Origin of the sequence: Anaplasma phagocytophilum str. Webster, from assembly GCF_000964685.1 — a bacterium.
Taxonomy (GTDB): Bacteria; Pseudomonadota; Alphaproteobacteria; order Rickettsiales; family Anaplasmataceae; genus Anaplasma; species Anaplasma phagocytophilum.
This window is the reverse complement of record NZ_LANS01000001.1, coordinates 88,278-104,411: the sequence shown is the minus strand read 5'-3', so window position 1 is coordinate 104,411 and position 16,134 is coordinate 88,278. Positions and strand designations below refer to the sequence as shown.

Annotated in this window: 14 protein-coding genes; 13 read left to right on the top strand and 1 reads right to left on the bottom strand. The window is 42.7% G+C overall.

What is annotated here, in order from left to right; translation table 11 throughout:
- Nucleotides 1-48: 48 nt before the first annotated feature.
- Together APHWEB_RS00385 and gpmI are read left to right on the top strand one after the other, a co-directional pair.
- Nucleotides 49-1,707 carry an HGE-14 family type IV secretion system effector gene (locus APHWEB_RS00385; protein ID WP_133121370.1) on the top strand — a complete coding sequence of 553 codons (1,659 nt, stop codon included), beginning with the start codon at nt 49-51 and terminating at the stop codon, nt 1,705-1,707.
- A 319-nt stretch (nt 1,708-2,026) separates the two neighbouring features.
- Nucleotides 2,027-3,517, top strand: a complete 1,491-nt coding sequence (gene gpmI, locus APHWEB_RS00380; protein ID WP_011450517.1) for a 2,3-bisphosphoglycerate-independent phosphoglycerate mutase — start codon at nt 2,027-2,029, stop codon at nt 3,515-3,517.
- Nucleotides 3,518-3,622: 105 nt separating this feature from the next.
- Here the strand turns inward: gpmI and der are convergent, their stop codons facing one another.
- Nucleotides 3,623-4,945, bottom strand: a complete 1,323-nt coding sequence (der, locus tag APHWEB_RS00375) for a ribosome biogenesis GTPase Der (RefSeq protein WP_011450518.1) — start codon at nt 4,943-4,945, stop codon at nt 3,623-3,625.
- 497 nt (nt 4,946-5,442) lie between these two features.
- On the opposite strand from der, the gene APHWEB_RS00370 reads away from it, so the two are divergent.
- The 11 genes from APHWEB_RS00370 to APHWEB_RS00320 all read left to right on the top strand — a co-directional run bounded on the left by APHWEB_RS00370 (nt 5,443) and on the right by APHWEB_RS00320 (nt 16,134).
- Nucleotides 5,443-6,624, top strand: coding sequence for a PQQ-binding-like beta-propeller repeat protein (locus APHWEB_RS00370; RefSeq protein WP_020849265.1), 1,182 nt, complete (start codon nt 5,443-5,445; stop codon nt 6,622-6,624).
- A gap of 7 nt (nt 6,625-6,631) precedes the next feature.
- Entirely contained in the window at nt 6,632-8,038 is a 1,407-nt protein-coding gene (gene lpdA / locus APHWEB_RS00365) for a dihydrolipoyl dehydrogenase (RefSeq protein ID WP_011450521.1), read from the top strand.
- Nucleotides 8,039-8,046: 8 nt separating this feature from the next.
- Entirely contained in the window at nt 8,047-9,126 is a 1,080-nt protein-coding gene (locus tag APHWEB_RS00360; protein ID WP_020849266.1) for an efflux RND transporter periplasmic adaptor subunit, read from the top strand.
- Nucleotides 9,127-9,203: 77 nt separating this feature from the next.
- Complete coding sequence (gene infA, locus APHWEB_RS00355) at nt 9,204-9,449, top strand: translation initiation factor IF-1 (RefSeq protein WP_011450523.1); 246 nt, start codon at nt 9,204-9,206, stop codon at nt 9,447-9,449.
- A 13-nt stretch (nt 9,450-9,462) separates the two neighbouring features.
- Nucleotides 9,463-10,053, top strand: a complete 591-nt coding sequence (locus tag APHWEB_RS00350) for a Maf family nucleotide pyrophosphatase (protein WP_020849267.1) — start codon at nt 9,463-9,465, stop codon at nt 10,051-10,053.
- A 138-nt stretch (nt 10,054-10,191) separates the two neighbouring features.
- Nucleotides 10,192-11,082, top strand: coding sequence for a 30S ribosomal protein S2 (gene rpsB / locus APHWEB_RS00345; protein ID WP_011450525.1), 891 nt, complete (start codon nt 10,192-10,194; stop codon nt 11,080-11,082).
- Between the two features lie 35 nt (nt 11,083-11,117).
- Complete coding sequence (gene tsf / locus APHWEB_RS00340; RefSeq protein WP_011450526.1) at nt 11,118-11,981, top strand: translation elongation factor Ts; 864 nt, start codon at nt 11,118-11,120, stop codon at nt 11,979-11,981.
- A 268-nt stretch (nt 11,982-12,249) separates the two neighbouring features.
- Nucleotides 12,250-13,044, top strand: a complete 795-nt coding sequence (locus APHWEB_RS00335) for a metal ABC transporter permease (RefSeq protein ID WP_011450527.1) — start codon at nt 12,250-12,252, stop codon at nt 13,042-13,044.
- Nucleotides 13,045-13,262: 218 nt separating this feature from the next.
- Nucleotides 13,263-14,027 carry a hypothetical protein gene (locus APHWEB_RS00330; protein WP_011450528.1) on the top strand — a complete coding sequence of 255 codons (765 nt, stop codon included), beginning with the start codon at nt 13,263-13,265 and terminating at the stop codon, nt 14,025-14,027.
- A gap of 302 nt (nt 14,028-14,329) precedes the next feature.
- On the top strand, nt 14,330-14,899 hold the full coding sequence (gene petA, locus APHWEB_RS00325; RefSeq protein WP_011450529.1) for a ubiquinol-cytochrome c reductase iron-sulfur subunit: 570 nt from the start codon (nt 14,330-14,332) through the stop codon (nt 14,897-14,899).
- Nucleotides 14,900-14,907: 8 nt separating this feature from the next.
- Entirely contained in the window at nt 14,908-16,134 is a 1,227-nt protein-coding gene (locus tag APHWEB_RS00320; protein WP_011450530.1) for a cytochrome b, read from the top strand.

The following is a 16,134-nucleotide window of genomic DNA, read 5'->3' as shown; positions in this document are numbered from 1 at the left end:
CCAGTGTGTTATACTTTTAGAGTGTGAAGTTGTTTAGTGGTTAATGAGATGCATACGCCTCGTATATTCACTACTCCAGCTATGTCTGGATATGCCTACAGTGGTCTCTCTTCTAAGGAATATAGAGATGAGACATGTGCTGCCATAACCTCTTCGAAGATGACATATGCAGCATGTCTGACGGCTGTGCATGAATGTATGTTGGAATTGCGCAGTACATTTGACGAAATCCGCGGGTTAGATAGTGCGTTTGAAGAGAATGCTCGTAGGATTGAAAGTATTGAACGCGATTTAATAGAACGCGATTTAGCTGCAGAGAGTGTTTCGAGTGCAGGAGCTACAGCACAAGAGCGGGTATTGTGTGAATTAGCCTATAATTTGTGTGATACGCTGTATGGCTGTGCTACAGCATCCTGCAACCGAAATGTGGTACTGTTCATGGACCCAGGCTTTATCGGGCGTGGGGCACACCTACAAATAGCCAAGGTATGTGGTATTCTGGTTAATTCTATTGCCATAGTAAACTGCTGTATTAGAGATCTTGTCGCGCGGTCTGTTAGTGTAGCGGGTGCGAGAGATGATAGTAGTACGTTTCGAGCTGCCCTGGCTTTAAGTACACATGTAAATGTACAATTTTCAGCTTTAAGCAGATGTTTAAATTATTCTCCGGGTCCTGAGGAAACTAAGCGTAGAAAGGCTATTCTACGTGTGGTGAGGCATAACATAGAGCTTTGTAGTAAGGTTGCTGAGTTATTTGGTAATGACACGCTGCATAGTGTCCGTGTTTGTACAGAGCGTAGCTTAAAAAGGATTCTTAATGCTATGGAGGCTACCTCGGCCAAATGTGAAGAGATGGTGAGTGATGACGAGAGTGCACAGCGGCATCTTGCTATCGCTAAAAAAGCGAAAACGGGTCTTGTACACCATTTAAGGGGACATGATGTAGAAGCTAGGCCCGCCACTAAATATTGCAAGCTAGAAGGATATGTGGGTGCTTTAGTTCATTCGATTGGTGCTTTATTCCTAATGTACAGAGGATACGCTTCCACGGGTAATACAGAGCATGCTAGTGCGGCTATAATTGAGCATTGTCTTAAAATTTTACTTACTTTACCTAGCACAAGAAGGAACCTTGCATCAAGGAGCCTTGCATCATATAAAGTACGCAAAATGTACGTGGACATGCGCTCTGTTTATGGGTATCTTGAACAACATCTTGGAGCAGATCTGCTATTAAATCCAGGGGCAGAAGTCAAGTTGCGTGATGCTGCATTGAGATATCTGTCAGAAATGATGGAAATTTGCGAAAGGGAATACGGAAAATATTGCAATGTTGTTGAGCAGACTGGTGGTTCGCCTAGTCAACCTTCAACATCAGGATTGGGAGGTACTGCCGGACAGGGAGCTCAACTCGTTCCCCCCCCCCCTCATATTCTACTACGTGTCCTAGAGAATGTTCCTTATCCATCTAGCCCATTCTCAACATCTGGGCTAGGAGGTACTAGTACTGGAATGGGAAGATCACAAGCTCCCTATGTGCCACCTCAGGATCAAGGGATTATGCCTTATTCGTGGGATCAACCTTCAGCATCAGGATTGGGAGGTGCTAGTTCTATGCTGGAAGAAGCACAAGTTAGCACTCATAGATCACAAACGCCTGACGACGATGAAGACGAACAACCTAGTAAACGGGCACGCTACCGATAGTTACTATCCGTATGTAACATATTTTGGAGTATTGGTGCGTTGTCTTTATCAGGGTAACTTATCGTAGCAACTGGGCCAGAAAGCAAGCAGAGATGAAGGCTTTAGCTCACTTTATTATGGTGATCTGGACGTTTATCGGCATATCGTTGGAAAATGTATGAGCTCTGCGGTGACATCGATTTTTTCAATATGATTTTGGAAGTTAAATGCGCGTGCATTCGTATTATTTTTATGAATTATTTCGAGTATATACGATAGTTGTTTACTACCATAAATCACATAGGTAAAATCGCACTTTCATTGAGCAACGCGGTAGCGTATGTCTGGGAGCAACGTAGTACTCTGTATACTTGACGGATGGGGTAATGGTAGTGGTGGTCGTTATGATGCTATTCATGCGGCGTATACGCCATTCTGGGACACTGCGGTTTCATGCTGTCCTATGAGTAGTTTGTCTGCTAGTGGAACGGATGTCGGATTGCCTTCAGGTCAGGTCGGGAATTCAGAAGTAGGGCACATAAGTATAGGATGCGGCAGGATAGTGCTTCAGGATCTGTTGAGAATTAATCTTGAGATTAATGAGGTTCACAAGAATCCTAAATTGTTGGACTTTGTGCGCGATATACAGGCGAAGGGTGGGGTATGCCACATGATTGGTCTGCTTTCTGATGGTGGAGTGCATTCTCTTCAGGCGCACATGGAAACCATTATTGAGGTTATCACCGGATTTGGCATCAAGGTTTTTATACATGTAATTCTAGATGGTAGGGATGTTCCACCGCGTTCTGCTGAGAAGTATATCGGTATGCTGAACGCTAAAATTGAGCACTTAAATGCCGAAATTGCTACTGTTGCAGGGCGTTACTATGCTATGGATAGGGATAATCGCCTGGATAGGACATGTAAAGCTTATGATGCAATAGCGTATGCTACAGGGCCGAGAAGCGGCAGTGCAATGGAGGCTTTAGAAAAAAGCTACAATAGTGGAGTTACTGATGAGTTTATGGTACCTACGGTCATAGGCGATTATGATGGTATGGGTGCGGAGGATGGTGTATTATTCACTAACTTCCGGAATGACCGTGTCTTGCAATTGCTAGGTATGTTGTTGCATAGGTTTCCAGAGGTCAGTAACGTGCTGGGTATGCGGCAGTACTCGGAGAAGATGCGTATTGCTAGTCTATTTCCTCCTAGAGAGATACATAGAAGTTTAGGTGAGGTTATTTCCGAGCGCGGGCTTAAGCAGCTGCGTATTGCTGAAACTGAGAAGTTTGCTCACGTAACGTTCTTTTTTAACGGGGGTAGGGAAGAGCCTTTTACAGGGGAAGATAGGATAATAATACCGTCGCCTGATGTTAGTACGTATGACTTGAAGCCTGAAATGTCAGCTGTGGAGATAACTGATTCGTTGGTAGAGCGCATAAATTCTCAGCAATATGCATTGACGGTGGTTAATTATGCAAACGCTGACATGGTTGGGCATACCGGTAATATGGAAGCAGCTAAAAAAGCGGTTACTACTGTAGATAGTTGCTTACAGAGGGTGTTTTATGCTGCAGTAAACGCGGGAGCTGTTATGCTGATAACTGCTGACCATGGAAATGCTGAGAAGATGTTTGATGTGCAAAATGATTCACCATTTACTGCACATACATCAAGTATGGTTCCGTTTGTGGTATGCAACGCTGATGGTGATATAAGCTTGTCGGATGGTAGGCTGTGTGATGTTGCTCCGACCGTTCTCGATCTTATGAATATACCTCAGCCTAGTGATATGACAGGGTGCTCCTTGATCACCAGAAATAGCTAGTTATACCGAGGGATTGCAATCCAAATTGCGTATTGTGAGGGCCTGTTGTTGCGAAGTTATAGGACATGTAGCTTGAAACCGCCGATAAGATTGCCAGATTTGGCGCTAGTCTTTGGAGATATAGGGATTGTTACCCTTCTTGAAAATCATCCTTATGGGGACACCTTGCATGGAAAAATGTTTTAGGAAGCTGTTTTTCAGATACGTTTGATAAGTACTTTCCACCTCTGTACTGTTTGTAGCTATTACGAAGGTGGGGGGCAGTGTGCTAACTTGCGATATGTATTTTAGCCTGACTTTTTTCTTATTTTGCAAATGTGGAGGGTGGTAGTCTATAGCTGTACCAAGCCACTTATTAAGTTTCGAAGTACTTATGTGTGTGCTTGCGGACTCATATATTTTTACAGCCTTACTTAGAACCTTATCGCATCCAATATTTTCTAGTGCGGACATCTTCATGATAGGAACATCAAAGTCGACTCTGCTGTACTGCCGTATTGCGTTTAAGATTGCGTCTTCTGCGGCTTTATCGTTTACAAGGTCAGCTTTATTTAGCGCCAAAACAATACCTTTTCCGTCTTTTATTGCGGTGCTTGCTATGGAGAGATCCTGTTGGCTGATGCCTTGTGTGAAGTCTACTATTAATATTACTACATGTGATTTTGATAATGCATGGATTGCAGACTGTACGGAAAGTTTCTCCATGTTCTCAGTTACTTTTGTACGCTTGCGAATGCCTGCAGTATCAGTCAACAGTAGCGTGATGCCCTTATAAGAATATTCAGCGCTTATGGAATCACGAGTAGTGCCTGCTATACCACTTGTTATTACTCTCTCTTCGCCTAAAATACTGTTCACAAATGTTGACTTCCCCACATTAGGCTGGCCTATTATAGAAATTGCTATTGGGCGATCTTGGTCTTTTTTAGGCCTTTCACTCTGTTCTATTAATGGGGCAATAGCTTCATATAAATCTGCCATGCCCAAGTTATGTTCTGCAGATATGTACACAGGTCCAAGGAACCCTAGATATTCCATTGTATCCACGTGGACATTGTTTTTATTACTTTCACATTTATTAGCTACTAAGATTATGGGTTTGTTAGTTATCTTGCTTAGCCATTTGCCTAGAGATGTGCTGTGGGAATCTGTAGCGCGTTGGGCATCTATCACAAATAGCACAACGTCGGCATTTTCAAGTGCGAGTTGCACCTGCGTTTTTACTAATGACTGTATTTCACCTCCGTCCGCAACGCCGCCTGTATCTATGGCTATAAACCGCAGTCCACAAAAGTCTACTAAGGCTTCTTTTCTATCACGAGTAACATGAGCTATATCGCTGACTATTGCAGATTTCCTTCTTGTTAGACGGTTAAATAAAGTAGATTTCCCTACATTGGGTAACCCAACTATAGCCACTTTTTGCATTTATAATACCAATGTATAGAATCACTTGTTCAAGGATTATACCTACAATATCACAAGTGTGAAGCTGCATATGTCTTATTACTAAAGAAGCATTGCATTGGTGCACAGTTGACAACTCTGCCGCATTTACAAATTTGTTGTGCAGCACTGATCCTGATATTGAGGCATGAGCATGCAAAAAGGGTATACTTACTCAGGGAGTATTTCTTACGCAAAGCATGTAGTGGGATACAGGAAGTTTGTTAATCTCTTAAATTCAGGGGCAGTATCACTGATTCCTATGTTGAGGGATGATTAAGGGAATAGTGCACACGCATGCGCTAGGCATATTGTGGAGTGTTAGGAAGCTTGATTACCTCTAAGTGCAGTACCAATGCCTCTAATGCTTATATAGGGAGCAGTGAACTTTTTAACTGGATTTATGGCGTAAATAATAGGTTGATTTTTTCGGGTAGTTGCACGATTATGAACCGTGTTTTTTACGTGTTGTAGTTACTATGCGTTTGCTAGCGGCTGTATTTGTTACTTTGGTTGTTGTATGGCAGAGTACTGTGGTATTTGCAAGTACTTCTGTATTAACGGTTATTTCTGAGAATAGCCGAGGTTTATTCGGGCGTTCTTCAGGATCTTCAGATGTCGATGGGACATTCTCTAAGGTAAAAACGATTAGGGGTATCTCTACCAGCTTAACTATTGTTCCAGGTGATGTTTCTGATGTGATTGTAACTCTGGACGATCAGGGTAGGCTCACAGCATTGAATAGCGGTGATACTAGTAAGGTATTATGGTATGTAGCACTAGCTGGGGGGAGGCGTTCTGTATATTCCTCGAGTTTGATACATTCTAGAGGAGTTATTCTGTGTGCGATTGATAACGTGCTGTACGGGTTAGATCCTAGTACGGGGCAGGTGAAGTGGAGTAGTACTCTTCGAAATTTTATTAGTGGCAATCTAGTGCTGTTGAATGAAGGGCAGTCTGTGGCTTTTATGACAATAGATGGGTATCTATGTGTTTTTGATGTCGAAACAGGGGGGCTGTTATGGCATCGGGAAGAAAGCTCGGTACAGGTGCGCGTAAAGAGTGATTTATCGGTGGCATATTCCTCAGGTAAACACTATGTTATTGTAGTTTTACCAGATGGTAGGGTGTTATGCTTAGATTCATACAGTGGAGATAAGATGTGGGAGAGTGAACTCAGGCGCAGGAGCATGGGTTCAATAGGTAGTATAGAGATCACACCGGTAGTTGCAGGTTCGGAGGTTTTTGTAGTAGATGATTCCGGTGCTTTATCAAGTATAGATTTGGAAACGGGGAAAATTACGTGGTCTGAGGATCTTGGTGTTCTCAGTCTCTCAAAAGAGGATGAGGAGACGCTTTTCGTAGTGACAGATACTGGTGAGTTGCTTGCATATGATGTAGATAGCAAGGTAAGACTTTGGAAATTGTCTCTAGGTAAGTTTGGTAAGAAGAAATGCTTGCGGTGGAGGGCGCCCGTTATGGTCAGCGGGAAGTTGTGGCTCTTGAGTATGGAAGGTTATCTTGTAGGTGTTAATGCCTTTTCAGGAGTAATAGAGGAGTCCTATATGATCTCTGGGGCGCAAAGCCTGCGTTATCCTATTAAGGCTGATGCTTCGATATATGTCGCTGCTGGTAAGATGGGATTTGTGATTGTTTCATAGGTGTTTTATGGGTAGCAGTAACTACGATGTTGCCGTAATAGGTGCAGGTCCTGGGGGGTATAAATGCGCTATAAAGGCTGCCAAATTGGGATTGAGTGTTGTTTGTATAGATAAGAATTCGCAATGGGGCGGTACCTGTCTTAGGGTTGGGTGTATTCCTTCAAAGGCTATGTTGGAGTATTCTTACAAGTTTCACTCCGCGAAAGATCTCTTTCCTAAACTGGGAGTTATGGCCAAGGATGTGGCGTTTGATCTCAAAAAGATGTTTGAGGTTAGGGATAATGAAATAGCTGTGCTGAGTTCGGGCATAGATGGCCTCTTTTCTGCAGCTGGAGTTCATAAGTTACGTGCTGAAGCCAAGATAGCAGGAAAGAAAGGAGATTTCTTTGAAGTCGTGCTTTCGAATCAAGATGGTTCTCTGGGGCAGGTATTAGCGAGAAACGTAGTGCTGGCTACGGGGTCTACTCCTACTTCTTTGCCGGGGATAGATGTTGATGGGGATTCAGTTATATTTTCGGACGGGGCGCTAAGCATGGATGTCCCGAAGAGGCTACTGGTGATAGGAGGCGGCGCCATAGGGCTTGAGATGTCTTCCATATGGAGTAGGTTAGGCTCCGAAGTGACGGTAGTAGAGTATGCTGATAAAATAGCTTCTGGATTTGATGCAGACATAAGCAAGGCGTTACAGGGTTTTCTGGAGAAGCAGGGTATCAAATTTAATTTGGCTCAGAAGGTAGTATCTGTTGCCAAGGGAAATACAGGGTTGTTGGTTAATTGTGAATCTGTAGTTAATGGTGCTATGGCTTCCATGGAAGTGGATAAAGTTCTGGTGGCTGTAGGTAGAAGTCCTAGTATTACCGGGGTTGTTGCTATGGATGGGCTGTTGCTCGATAACCGAGGTTTCGTATGTGTTAACAATAGGTATGAAACCAGTATAAAGGGGATTTACGCGATAGGAGATGTTATTGGTGGTGCTATGCTTGCTCACAAGGCGGAAATAGAGGGGCATGCAGTTGCTGAATTAATTGCTGGTAACGTGACGCAAGTTGACTATGGGGTGATTCCTGCGGTTATATATACGCATCCTGCTGCGGCTTCTGTAGGTAGGGGTGAAGAGAGTCTTAAGAGCGTAAACTACAAATATAAGGTTGGTAAGAGCAGCTTTGCTGCCAATGGTAGGGCTAGGGTTGCATGCGATAGTGATGGTTTTGTCAAGGTGATAGCGTGCAAGGAGACTGATGTGATTTTGGGTGTGCATATAGTAGGTGCGCATGCTGACACTATGATTAATGAAGCTGCTGTTGCGTTGGGTTATAGAGCGACTGCTAAAGATATCTGCCATATTTGTCATTCGCATCCGGATGTGAATGAAGTATTTAGAGATGCATGCGAGGTTGTGTCTCATAAGCGCTAGAGGTTGAGGTGGGTCCATTTACACTGCGTAGGAGATATGCAGTTGCGGCACTGTTAGTTGTGGGCTGTGTGTTATGGTTTACTAGCGGTATATTAATTAGCAGGAAGACATCTCAGGGCCCTATTTTTGATGGCAGAGCTGATATTTGTTCTCTTATCGATGTATTAGAGTTCGATGCTGCGGTGCATGAGGTCAAGAGAGTTTTCTCTGCTAATGTGGCCGCTGCGCGTGCTGTTGATATTATCTCTGAAGCCGATGGAAGGGTTGAAGAGGTGCTGCTTAGTAATGGGAGTGCTGTTGATAAAGATCAAGTTATCTTAAGAATAGATGCCAGGGGTAAGTTAGAGCGGTTAGAGCAAGCTAGGGTACTGCTTGAGCAAAGGCGACTTGAGCGTGGTGTTTCGGAGTCTCTGGGCGCTGAGGGGTATAGGTCTCAAGTTCATGATCATGCTGCGCTTGTTGCGTTGAGAGAGGCGGAGGTTAATTATAAGAACGCGAAGTTGGCACTTGATAGCGCTACAGTAAAGGCGCCGTTTGCGGGTATTGTGGATGAGATTTTGCCTCAAGTCGGATCTATGGTTAGTGTTGGGCAGACTGTTGCTAGGGTTTTGAATTTTGATAACCTCAAAGTGGTAACGTATGTCCCTGAAAGGGATGTGGCGTATATTAAACCAGGTGATAGCGTTAAGGTGAAGCTGGGGCGTACTGGTGTTGTATCGTCGGGTAAAGTGAGCTTCGTTAGTAAGGTGGTTTCGCCTGAGACTAAGTCATATAAATTGGAGATTATAATAGAGCCTCAGGGTGTTTTTGAGATTACTGAGGGTATGTTTGCTCAGGTTGAATTCGTTATTAGGAGAGAGAAGGCTTGTCGAATACCTTCTTCCTCTCTTAGTGTAAGTGCTAAGGGTAATCTTGGTGTTAAAGTGCTGGATGATAGGGGGATAATTAGGGTTCTGGATGTCTCAATAGTAGATGATGACGAGGGATATATATGGGTTTCTGGTATTCATGAAGATTCGGTAAAGTTAATTGTACGGGGCCATGAATATGCGTTGGATGGTGCGCAAATAGTTGAATGTAATACTTAATGGGGAATTTGAAACTAATTGCAATGGATACATGTATATCTTACAATGACGGCCATGTTGGTTTTTCTGGTTGAGAGTTGAAAGTTAAGGAGGGAGTTGCAAGGGTCGAAGGTGTAGTAACTAAGTTACTACGTGATGCCGTGTTTATCGTCAAATTGAATGACGGTTATGAGATTATGGCGCACGCTTCTGGTCGTATACGCAAGAGTAAAATACGTATTCTTATGCACGATAGGGTAATGGTTGAAGTTAGTTCTTATGGCGTCAACAAGAACGGGCTAGGAAAGGGTAGAGTGGTTAGTAGGCTGAGGAATAAAGACTGAGAGGTATATTGAAGTGCTGAAGATGGATAGTTTAGTGCTGGCATCGTCTTCTGAATATCGGCTTAGACTATTGAAGCAACTCATGATAGTGCCTGGTGAGGTTATATCGCCTGATTTGGATGAGTCTGTGCACAAAGGTGAGTTACCTAGATTATATGCAGAGCGTGTTGCTCGGGAGAAGGCGCTCAAAGTTTTTTCGTCTAGGCCTGATAAGTTTGTCTTGGGTGCGGATACCGTTGCCTATTGCGGCAGAAGGATAATGTTGAAAACAGATGATGAGGCTCAAGCTACTGAGTATCTTGAAATGATATCTGGTAGGAGGCATCGTGTGTGCACTGCGGTTTGTCTTTGTGCGCCTACTGGGGATGTGCGTGTACGTAGTGTAGTCAGCGTGGTGAAATTTAAGCGTTTATCCAAAGATGAGATAGATTGCTATATACGTTCCGGCGAATGGAAGGGAAAAGCTGGTGGATATAGTATACAAGGTTGGGCTGGTGCGCTGATTTCATGGATGCAGGGTTCGCATTCTTCTATAGTAGGTCTGCCGTTGCATGAGACGTATTGTCTCTTGAGTGGATATTTCAAATTGACACATATTCCTTGATAAAGCTTCAGTAGCCTGGTAGCATCATGCTGAGGCTTGTATGTAAGTCTTGTATTTCGCACACAGCTGCGCAATGGTCCTACTTAGCCGTAGGTTGTGCTGTGGAGGTTGAACTATTGTAGTTTGAGGAGTTTTCTTATGGGGAGTATACCAGAGTTTAGCATACGTGATTTAATGGAAGCTGGGGTGCATTTAGGGCACAAGGCCGGTCGTTGGAATCCAGCTATGGCGCCGTACATATATGGCGTACATAGGTACAAAGACATTCACATAATAGATTTGAGGAAGACTGCTGTTCTTCTTCGGAATGCGCTGAGCGTTCTGTATGATGTGGTTCATAGAAGGGGTAGGGTGCTCTTTGTAGGTACTAAAGTTCAGGCATCGAATGTTATTGCAGAGGAAGCGGCTCGTTGTGGGCAGTACTATGTGAATCACAGGTGGTTAGGTGGTATGCTTACTAACTGGGAGACTGTATCATCTTCGATTAGGCGTCTTTTAGACTTCGAGAAGCTGTTAAATGATACAGATGCTAAATTTACAAAAAAAGAGCTCTTAATGTTTGATAAGAAAAGAGAAAAGCTTGAGAGGTCTTTAGGTGGGATTCGTGAAATGGGGGGATTGCCTCATATTCTCTTTGTGATTGACACTAATAAGGAGCACATAGCTATACAAGAGGCTAATAAGCTGAAAATTCCTGTTGTTGCTGTTTTGGATACGAATTCGGATCCGAGGGGTGTTGATTATCCTATTCCGGGTAATGATGATTCTATTAGGTCTATAGATTTCTTCTGTAGGGCTGTGTCCAATACAATATTGGAAGCTATTCGCTCGGATTTGATGAGTTCGGGAATTAGTGTTGCTGGATCGGTAGGGCAAGCTAAGGATGGAAGCGTAGTTGATTCTGGAAAGGGTAAGTCTATTGCTGCTCATAAGGGGGGTGGTAAGGCTTCTAAAGGTGCTGCTGAAGTAGTTGCCGGGGGGTCTGTTGTTTCTGCCTCTGGCGGTGAAGATGCCGTTGTGCAAGAATAGTACTGATGCTTCTGCTTATTTTTAAGGTGATGTAGATGAAAATTGATGTTGAGGTTATCAAAGAGTTGCGTCAGATAACTGGTGCGGGAATTGGTGACTGTAAGGAGGCTCTTGAATCATGTTCCGGTGATATGGATAAGGCTAGAGAGTATCTCAGAGAAAAGGGTTTATCTAAGGCATACAAGAAATCTCATAGAGATGTTGCGGATGGGCTAGTTGCGGTTTTTGCTGAGGGTGATGTGGGTGCGATACTGAAATTGGGTTCAGAGACTGATTTCGTTGCTCGTAATGAGAAATTTCGCTCATTGGCTCTTGGTCTTGTAAGGGGGCTTTATGGTTATGGTGTGGAGGATTTGGAGGGATTTTCTGCTAGTAGCTACGATGGGTCTCGTGTTGCTGATGAGATAGTGGCTGCTGCTGCTGTTTTGGGAGAGAATGTAGTCCTGAGTGGTGTTGGGTTTGTAAAATTAAGTGGTCCTGGTGTCATAGGAAGCTATGTTCATGGTATGGTTAGCGAAGGTTTGGGCAAGGCTGCTGCTCTAGTAGTATTGGAGGGTGGTCCTCATTCTGATGAATTGGCTAGTTTTGCTAAACAGCTTGCTATGCATATTGTAGCTGCTAAGCCAGAGGCATTATCTATTGATACATTGAGTAGTGATGTTGTTGACCGTGAGAGGGAGCTTGTAGCGAGGCAGGTCGAAGCTCTTGGAAAGCCTGATTCTGTAGCGCAGAAGATCATAGAAGGTAGAATGCAGAAGTTCTTTGAGGAGATGGTGCTATTAGAGCAGGTTTTTGTTATGGATGGTCAAACAAAGATTCGTGATCTTCTCGTTCAAAAAGGGCAGAGTCTGAAGCATGAGATACGTATAGCTGCGTATAGGTTATTCGCAATTGCTTAGATGTTAGGGGGTGGGGCATTTGTTAGGAATGTCCCTGCTTGTTCTTTTGTGTTTGTAGGTAAGTGCGGAGCGGGTGTGTCCGCATAGCGTCGTGTGTATTACTTATGTATAGACGTGCGTACTTCGGGCTAAGCTGTGTGTGAGAGTTGGTCTGCTAGTGCGTATAGTCCTTGAAGTGCTTCTCGTGTGTACTGTAGCAATGGGTGATGTAGGGTTTTCCTTGTGGAGAATGGGAAGCTTGTATTTCTATTTTCAGTTGTAGGTTGTCATGCTTGACATCATCTCGGAGAGCTTTTTTATCAATGGGGTTTTCGCGATCCTGATAGCGAGTATAGTTACGGCCCCGCTCGGATCTATGATGGTTTGGAATAGGCTGTCTTACATGGGGGACAGCATTGCTCATTCCTCATTGCTAGGGGTGGGAGTGGCTACTGTATTGCAAATGGACGCGTCATTTACTGTATTAGTAGTCGCATTAATTTTGGCGGTTATTATCTCTTTCGTTATAGACAAGGTGCATTCTATAGATGCCGTTCTTAATATCATGACGAGTGTTGTGATGTCGGTTGGTATGGTTCTTTTGTCATTTATACCATCGTCTGGTGAGCGTATAATACACTCTCTTTTCGGTGACATATTGATGATCAGTAGCGGAGAGCTTGTTCAGATGTTATGTATCTCCTTGGTGGGGGTATGTGTCATAATTTATAGGTGGAAATACTGGGTATCTGTTTCGATAAGCTATGATTTATTTCTATCTACGGGTATAAGTCCGCGCCGTATAAAGATGGAAATTTTGATCATGTCTGCTCTTGCTGTGGTCTTATTTTCTCGTTCAGTTGGTATTCTTCTCGTTACTGCATTTCTTATTATTCCAGCATCTGGAGCGAGGTTACTTTCTAGAACTCCTGCTCAGATGGTTATGGTGTCAATGGCTCTTTCTGTAATCTCTGGTATTGTAGGATTGATGCTTTCCGTGAGATTTGATACGTTTCCTGGACCTATGACCATAATAACTTCATTTTTCTTGCTAGTACTTGCACATGTTTTGAGCAAAAAATGAGTTTTTGTGGTGTATATACTGTCTGTTGCCAGGATGTTCATATAATTCTTTAGTGCCAAGTTTGAAAACTGGTTCATATATTGTTTAGTCGCAGTGATGAGTGATTGGTACGCAACATTTTGAGAAATTTTGGACTTGAATTATGCTACATGAACTGATAGTTACGCCGCTAAGCAACTCGGATTGGCGATACGGTTGCATACGATAAGGGGGATGGTATGTGGCTGTTGAGCGGGAGTAGCAAGAAAATTATCGGCAAAATTTTGGCAATTTTGGGTTTAGCAACGGCGCTTTTTTTGGTTATTAAATGTTCAACAGGTAAGCGTGATACACATGACAAAATTCGGAAAAGGTGTGCGGTGTTACGAAATGAGCTAGATGGCAATCGCATAAAGTTATTGATTTTGGAAAGACGGGTGAAAGACCACTTTTCATTATTTTGCCTTGGTAATACAATCAATCTGGGTATATCTCAGGGATTAGTAGAGTTTGCAAATTGTAATGTAGAAAAAAGCAAACAGACATGCATAAAGGTTTATCGGGGAGTGCTTGTACTGACAATTGTTAAGATGTTTGCTTTGATGGTTTCTAAGTGGGTTTCTGAGTCACATCTGCTTAAACCTGAAACTGCAAAGTCTATAGATGTGGCTTTTAGGGTGACTTTATTGGTATTTTGCATTTTGGCTGCATATGCCATGAGGTTTGTATTTTCTGAATATATGCGTTCCTGGAATAAATTGGCTAAGAAGCTGAGTAAAGCACTGGAAAAAGAAGAGAACAGGTATTGCAAATTGGTTAGTGGGATTGAAACATATAACAATTTTCCTGAACACATAAAGTACGGTATTCGGGTATCTGATCATTTTACTTCATTAGTTATGGGGCGTATTTTATCAGGTTCATTGACGAGTAAGGCTGCTCAAAAGATATTGAAGGCAGTCGAAGATGAGATGTCTAGAGCTTCAAGACTTATGAATTCATGATTCATTATGGTATTTGTATCAATTAGGCTATTATTGAGCATATCAGCCTAGTTACTGAGTTTATATAAATGCATTTATTTATATGCTCTTTACTATTATTGGTACATCTCTTTATTAATGTGTGTTCTAACAGTTGAGCAATCTGTGATTTTTGTGGTATATGTGATAATTTAAATCTTAAGTTCGCTTACATTTTGTGAGTGCTGCTGCCGGGGTTTGTTTTTGTGGATTGTTTTCCACAGCGTTCTAGTATGTGAATTAGAATATGAGGCTTAAATTTGACTAGCGTGAAGGGGAATGATATGGCTGATGATGATATTGCTTCTGGTAAGAGTGAAGGTTTTGCTGGAGAAGTACAAAGGAGAGATTTTTTGGGGCTCACCACTCTTTTTATGTCATTTATAGGTATTTTTTCTTTTTTATATCCTTTATTCAGATCGTTGAGTCCTTCGGCCGAGGTTATGGCCCAATCAACAGTTGAGGTAGATTTAACCAGTATAAAAGAAGGTAGCACCAAGGTTGTTAAGTGGCAGGGCAAGCCTGTGTTTGTTCGAAGACGTACGAAGGAAGAGATAGAAAAGGCTAGAGCTGTAGATATATCTGGATTGCGTGATCCTCAGACTGATCAGCAGCGCACTTTCGTTGGGAAAGAAGAGTGGTTAGTCATGGTAGGTATATGCACTCATCTAGGGTGTGTTCCTACGGAGGTTAAAAGTGGTGATAAGGGGTGGTATTGCCCGTGTCATGGTTCGAAATATGACACTTCTGGGAGGATTTTGGCTGGGCCTGCGCCTTTAAATTTGCCAATACCTGATTATCATTTTGTAGATGATAGTACTATGGTAATTGGCAAGAAGGGTACTGCTGTGTAGGGGTAGAGATGCAAAAGAACGAGAATAACGCTGCTGAGTGCGGCAAGGGTGTATTAGCCTGGATAGAGTACAGACTTCCTGTATGTGCGTTTTTCAGGGAATTGGCGAATTATCAGGTGCCCAAGAATTTGAACTATGCTTGGAATTTTGGGTCATTGGCTGGTATTGCCTTAATAATCCAGGTGATTACGGGTATATTTTTAGCTATGCACTATACTCCGCATGTTGATCATGCCTTTAATAGTGTGGAGCGCATAATGCGAGATGTGCATTATGGTTGGCTCGTTAGGTATACGCATGCTGTTGGGGCATCCTTTTTTTTTATTGTTGTTTATATACACATTTTCAGAGGGCTCTATTATGGGTCATATAAGAAACCTAGGGAGCTGGTATGGTTTGCGGGGATAATTATCTTTTTGGTTATGATGGCTACTGCATTCATGGGGTACGTTCTACCATGGGGGCAGATGAGTTTTTGGGGAGCTACTGTAATTACAAATCTTTTCTCAGCTGTGCCTGTGGTAGGTGAGGGGATTGTTAGATGGTTATGGGGTGGATTCTCCGTTGATAATCCTACGCTGAACAGGTTTTTTGCGCTGCATTATTTATTGCCGTTTACGCTTATAGGTTTGGCGGGGCTGCATGTTATAGCTCTACACAGATTCGGTTCTGGAAATCCTAGCGGTGTTGAGGTGAAATCTAAGCGTGATACCATTCCTATATGGCCGTATTTTATAATCAAGGATTGTATAACTTTTGGGTTATTTTTTGTATTTTTGTACTTATTTGTATTTTATGCGCCAAATTATTTAGGGCATCCGGATAATTATATTGAGGCAGATCCTATGGTTACTCCGGAGCATATAGTGCCAGAATGGTACTTCTTGCCGTTTTACGCAATGCTTCGCTCAATTCCTGATAAGTTGTTGGGTGTTGCAACGATGTTTGGTTCGATATTGGTGTGGTTTTTGCTGCCATTTTTAGATAGGTCTGAAGTCAAAAGTGGTAAATATCGCCCTGTCTTTAAAGTTTTCTATTGGATTTTTGTGCTTAATTTTTGTCTTTTGATGTGGATAGGTGGTCAGGAGGTAAAGGAGCCTTTTATTTCTCTGGGTAGGCTTTCGACACTTTATTACTTTTCGTATTTTTCTATCGTTTTGCCTTTGCTATCGAAATATGAAAAATGCAAAGAATTGCCTAGTACCCTAAGTGACACTGTGCCGGAGATGAAGTGA

Coding starts and splice junctions, on each gene's coding strand:
- tsf (WP_011450526.1), top strand. CDS start 11,118: ATGAAAATTGATGTTGAGGTTATCAAAGAGTTGCGTCAGATAACTGGT.
- petA (WP_011450529.1), top strand. CDS start 14,330: ATGGCTGATGATGATATTGCTTCTGGTAAGAGTGAAGGTTTTGCTGGA.
- APHWEB_RS00320 (WP_011450530.1), top strand. CDS start 14,908: ATGCAAAAGAACGAGAATAACGCTGCTGAGTGCGGCAAGGGTGTATTA.
- rpsB (WP_011450525.1), top strand. CDS start 10,192: ATGGGGAGTATACCAGAGTTTAGCATACGTGATTTAATGGAAGCTGGG.
- APHWEB_RS00370 (WP_020849265.1), top strand. CDS start 5,443: ATGCGTTTGCTAGCGGCTGTATTTGTTACTTTGGTTGTTGTATGGCAG.
- APHWEB_RS00385 (WP_133121370.1), top strand. CDS start 49: ATGCATACGCCTCGTATATTCACTACTCCAGCTATGTCTGGATATGCC.
- der (WP_011450518.1), bottom strand. CDS start 4,945: ATGCAAAAAGTGGCTATAGTTGGGTTACCCAATGTAGGGAAATCTACT.
- APHWEB_RS00330 (WP_011450528.1), top strand. CDS start 13,263: ATGTGGCTGTTGAGCGGGAGTAGCAAGAAAATTATCGGCAAAATTTTG.
- APHWEB_RS00335 (WP_011450527.1), top strand. CDS start 12,250: ATGCTTGACATCATCTCGGAGAGCTTTTTTATCAATGGGGTTTTCGCG.
- gpmI (WP_011450517.1), top strand. CDS start 2,027: ATGTCTGGGAGCAACGTAGTACTCTGTATACTTGACGGATGGGGTAAT.
- lpdA (WP_011450521.1), top strand. CDS start 6,632: ATGGGTAGCAGTAACTACGATGTTGCCGTAATAGGTGCAGGTCCTGGG.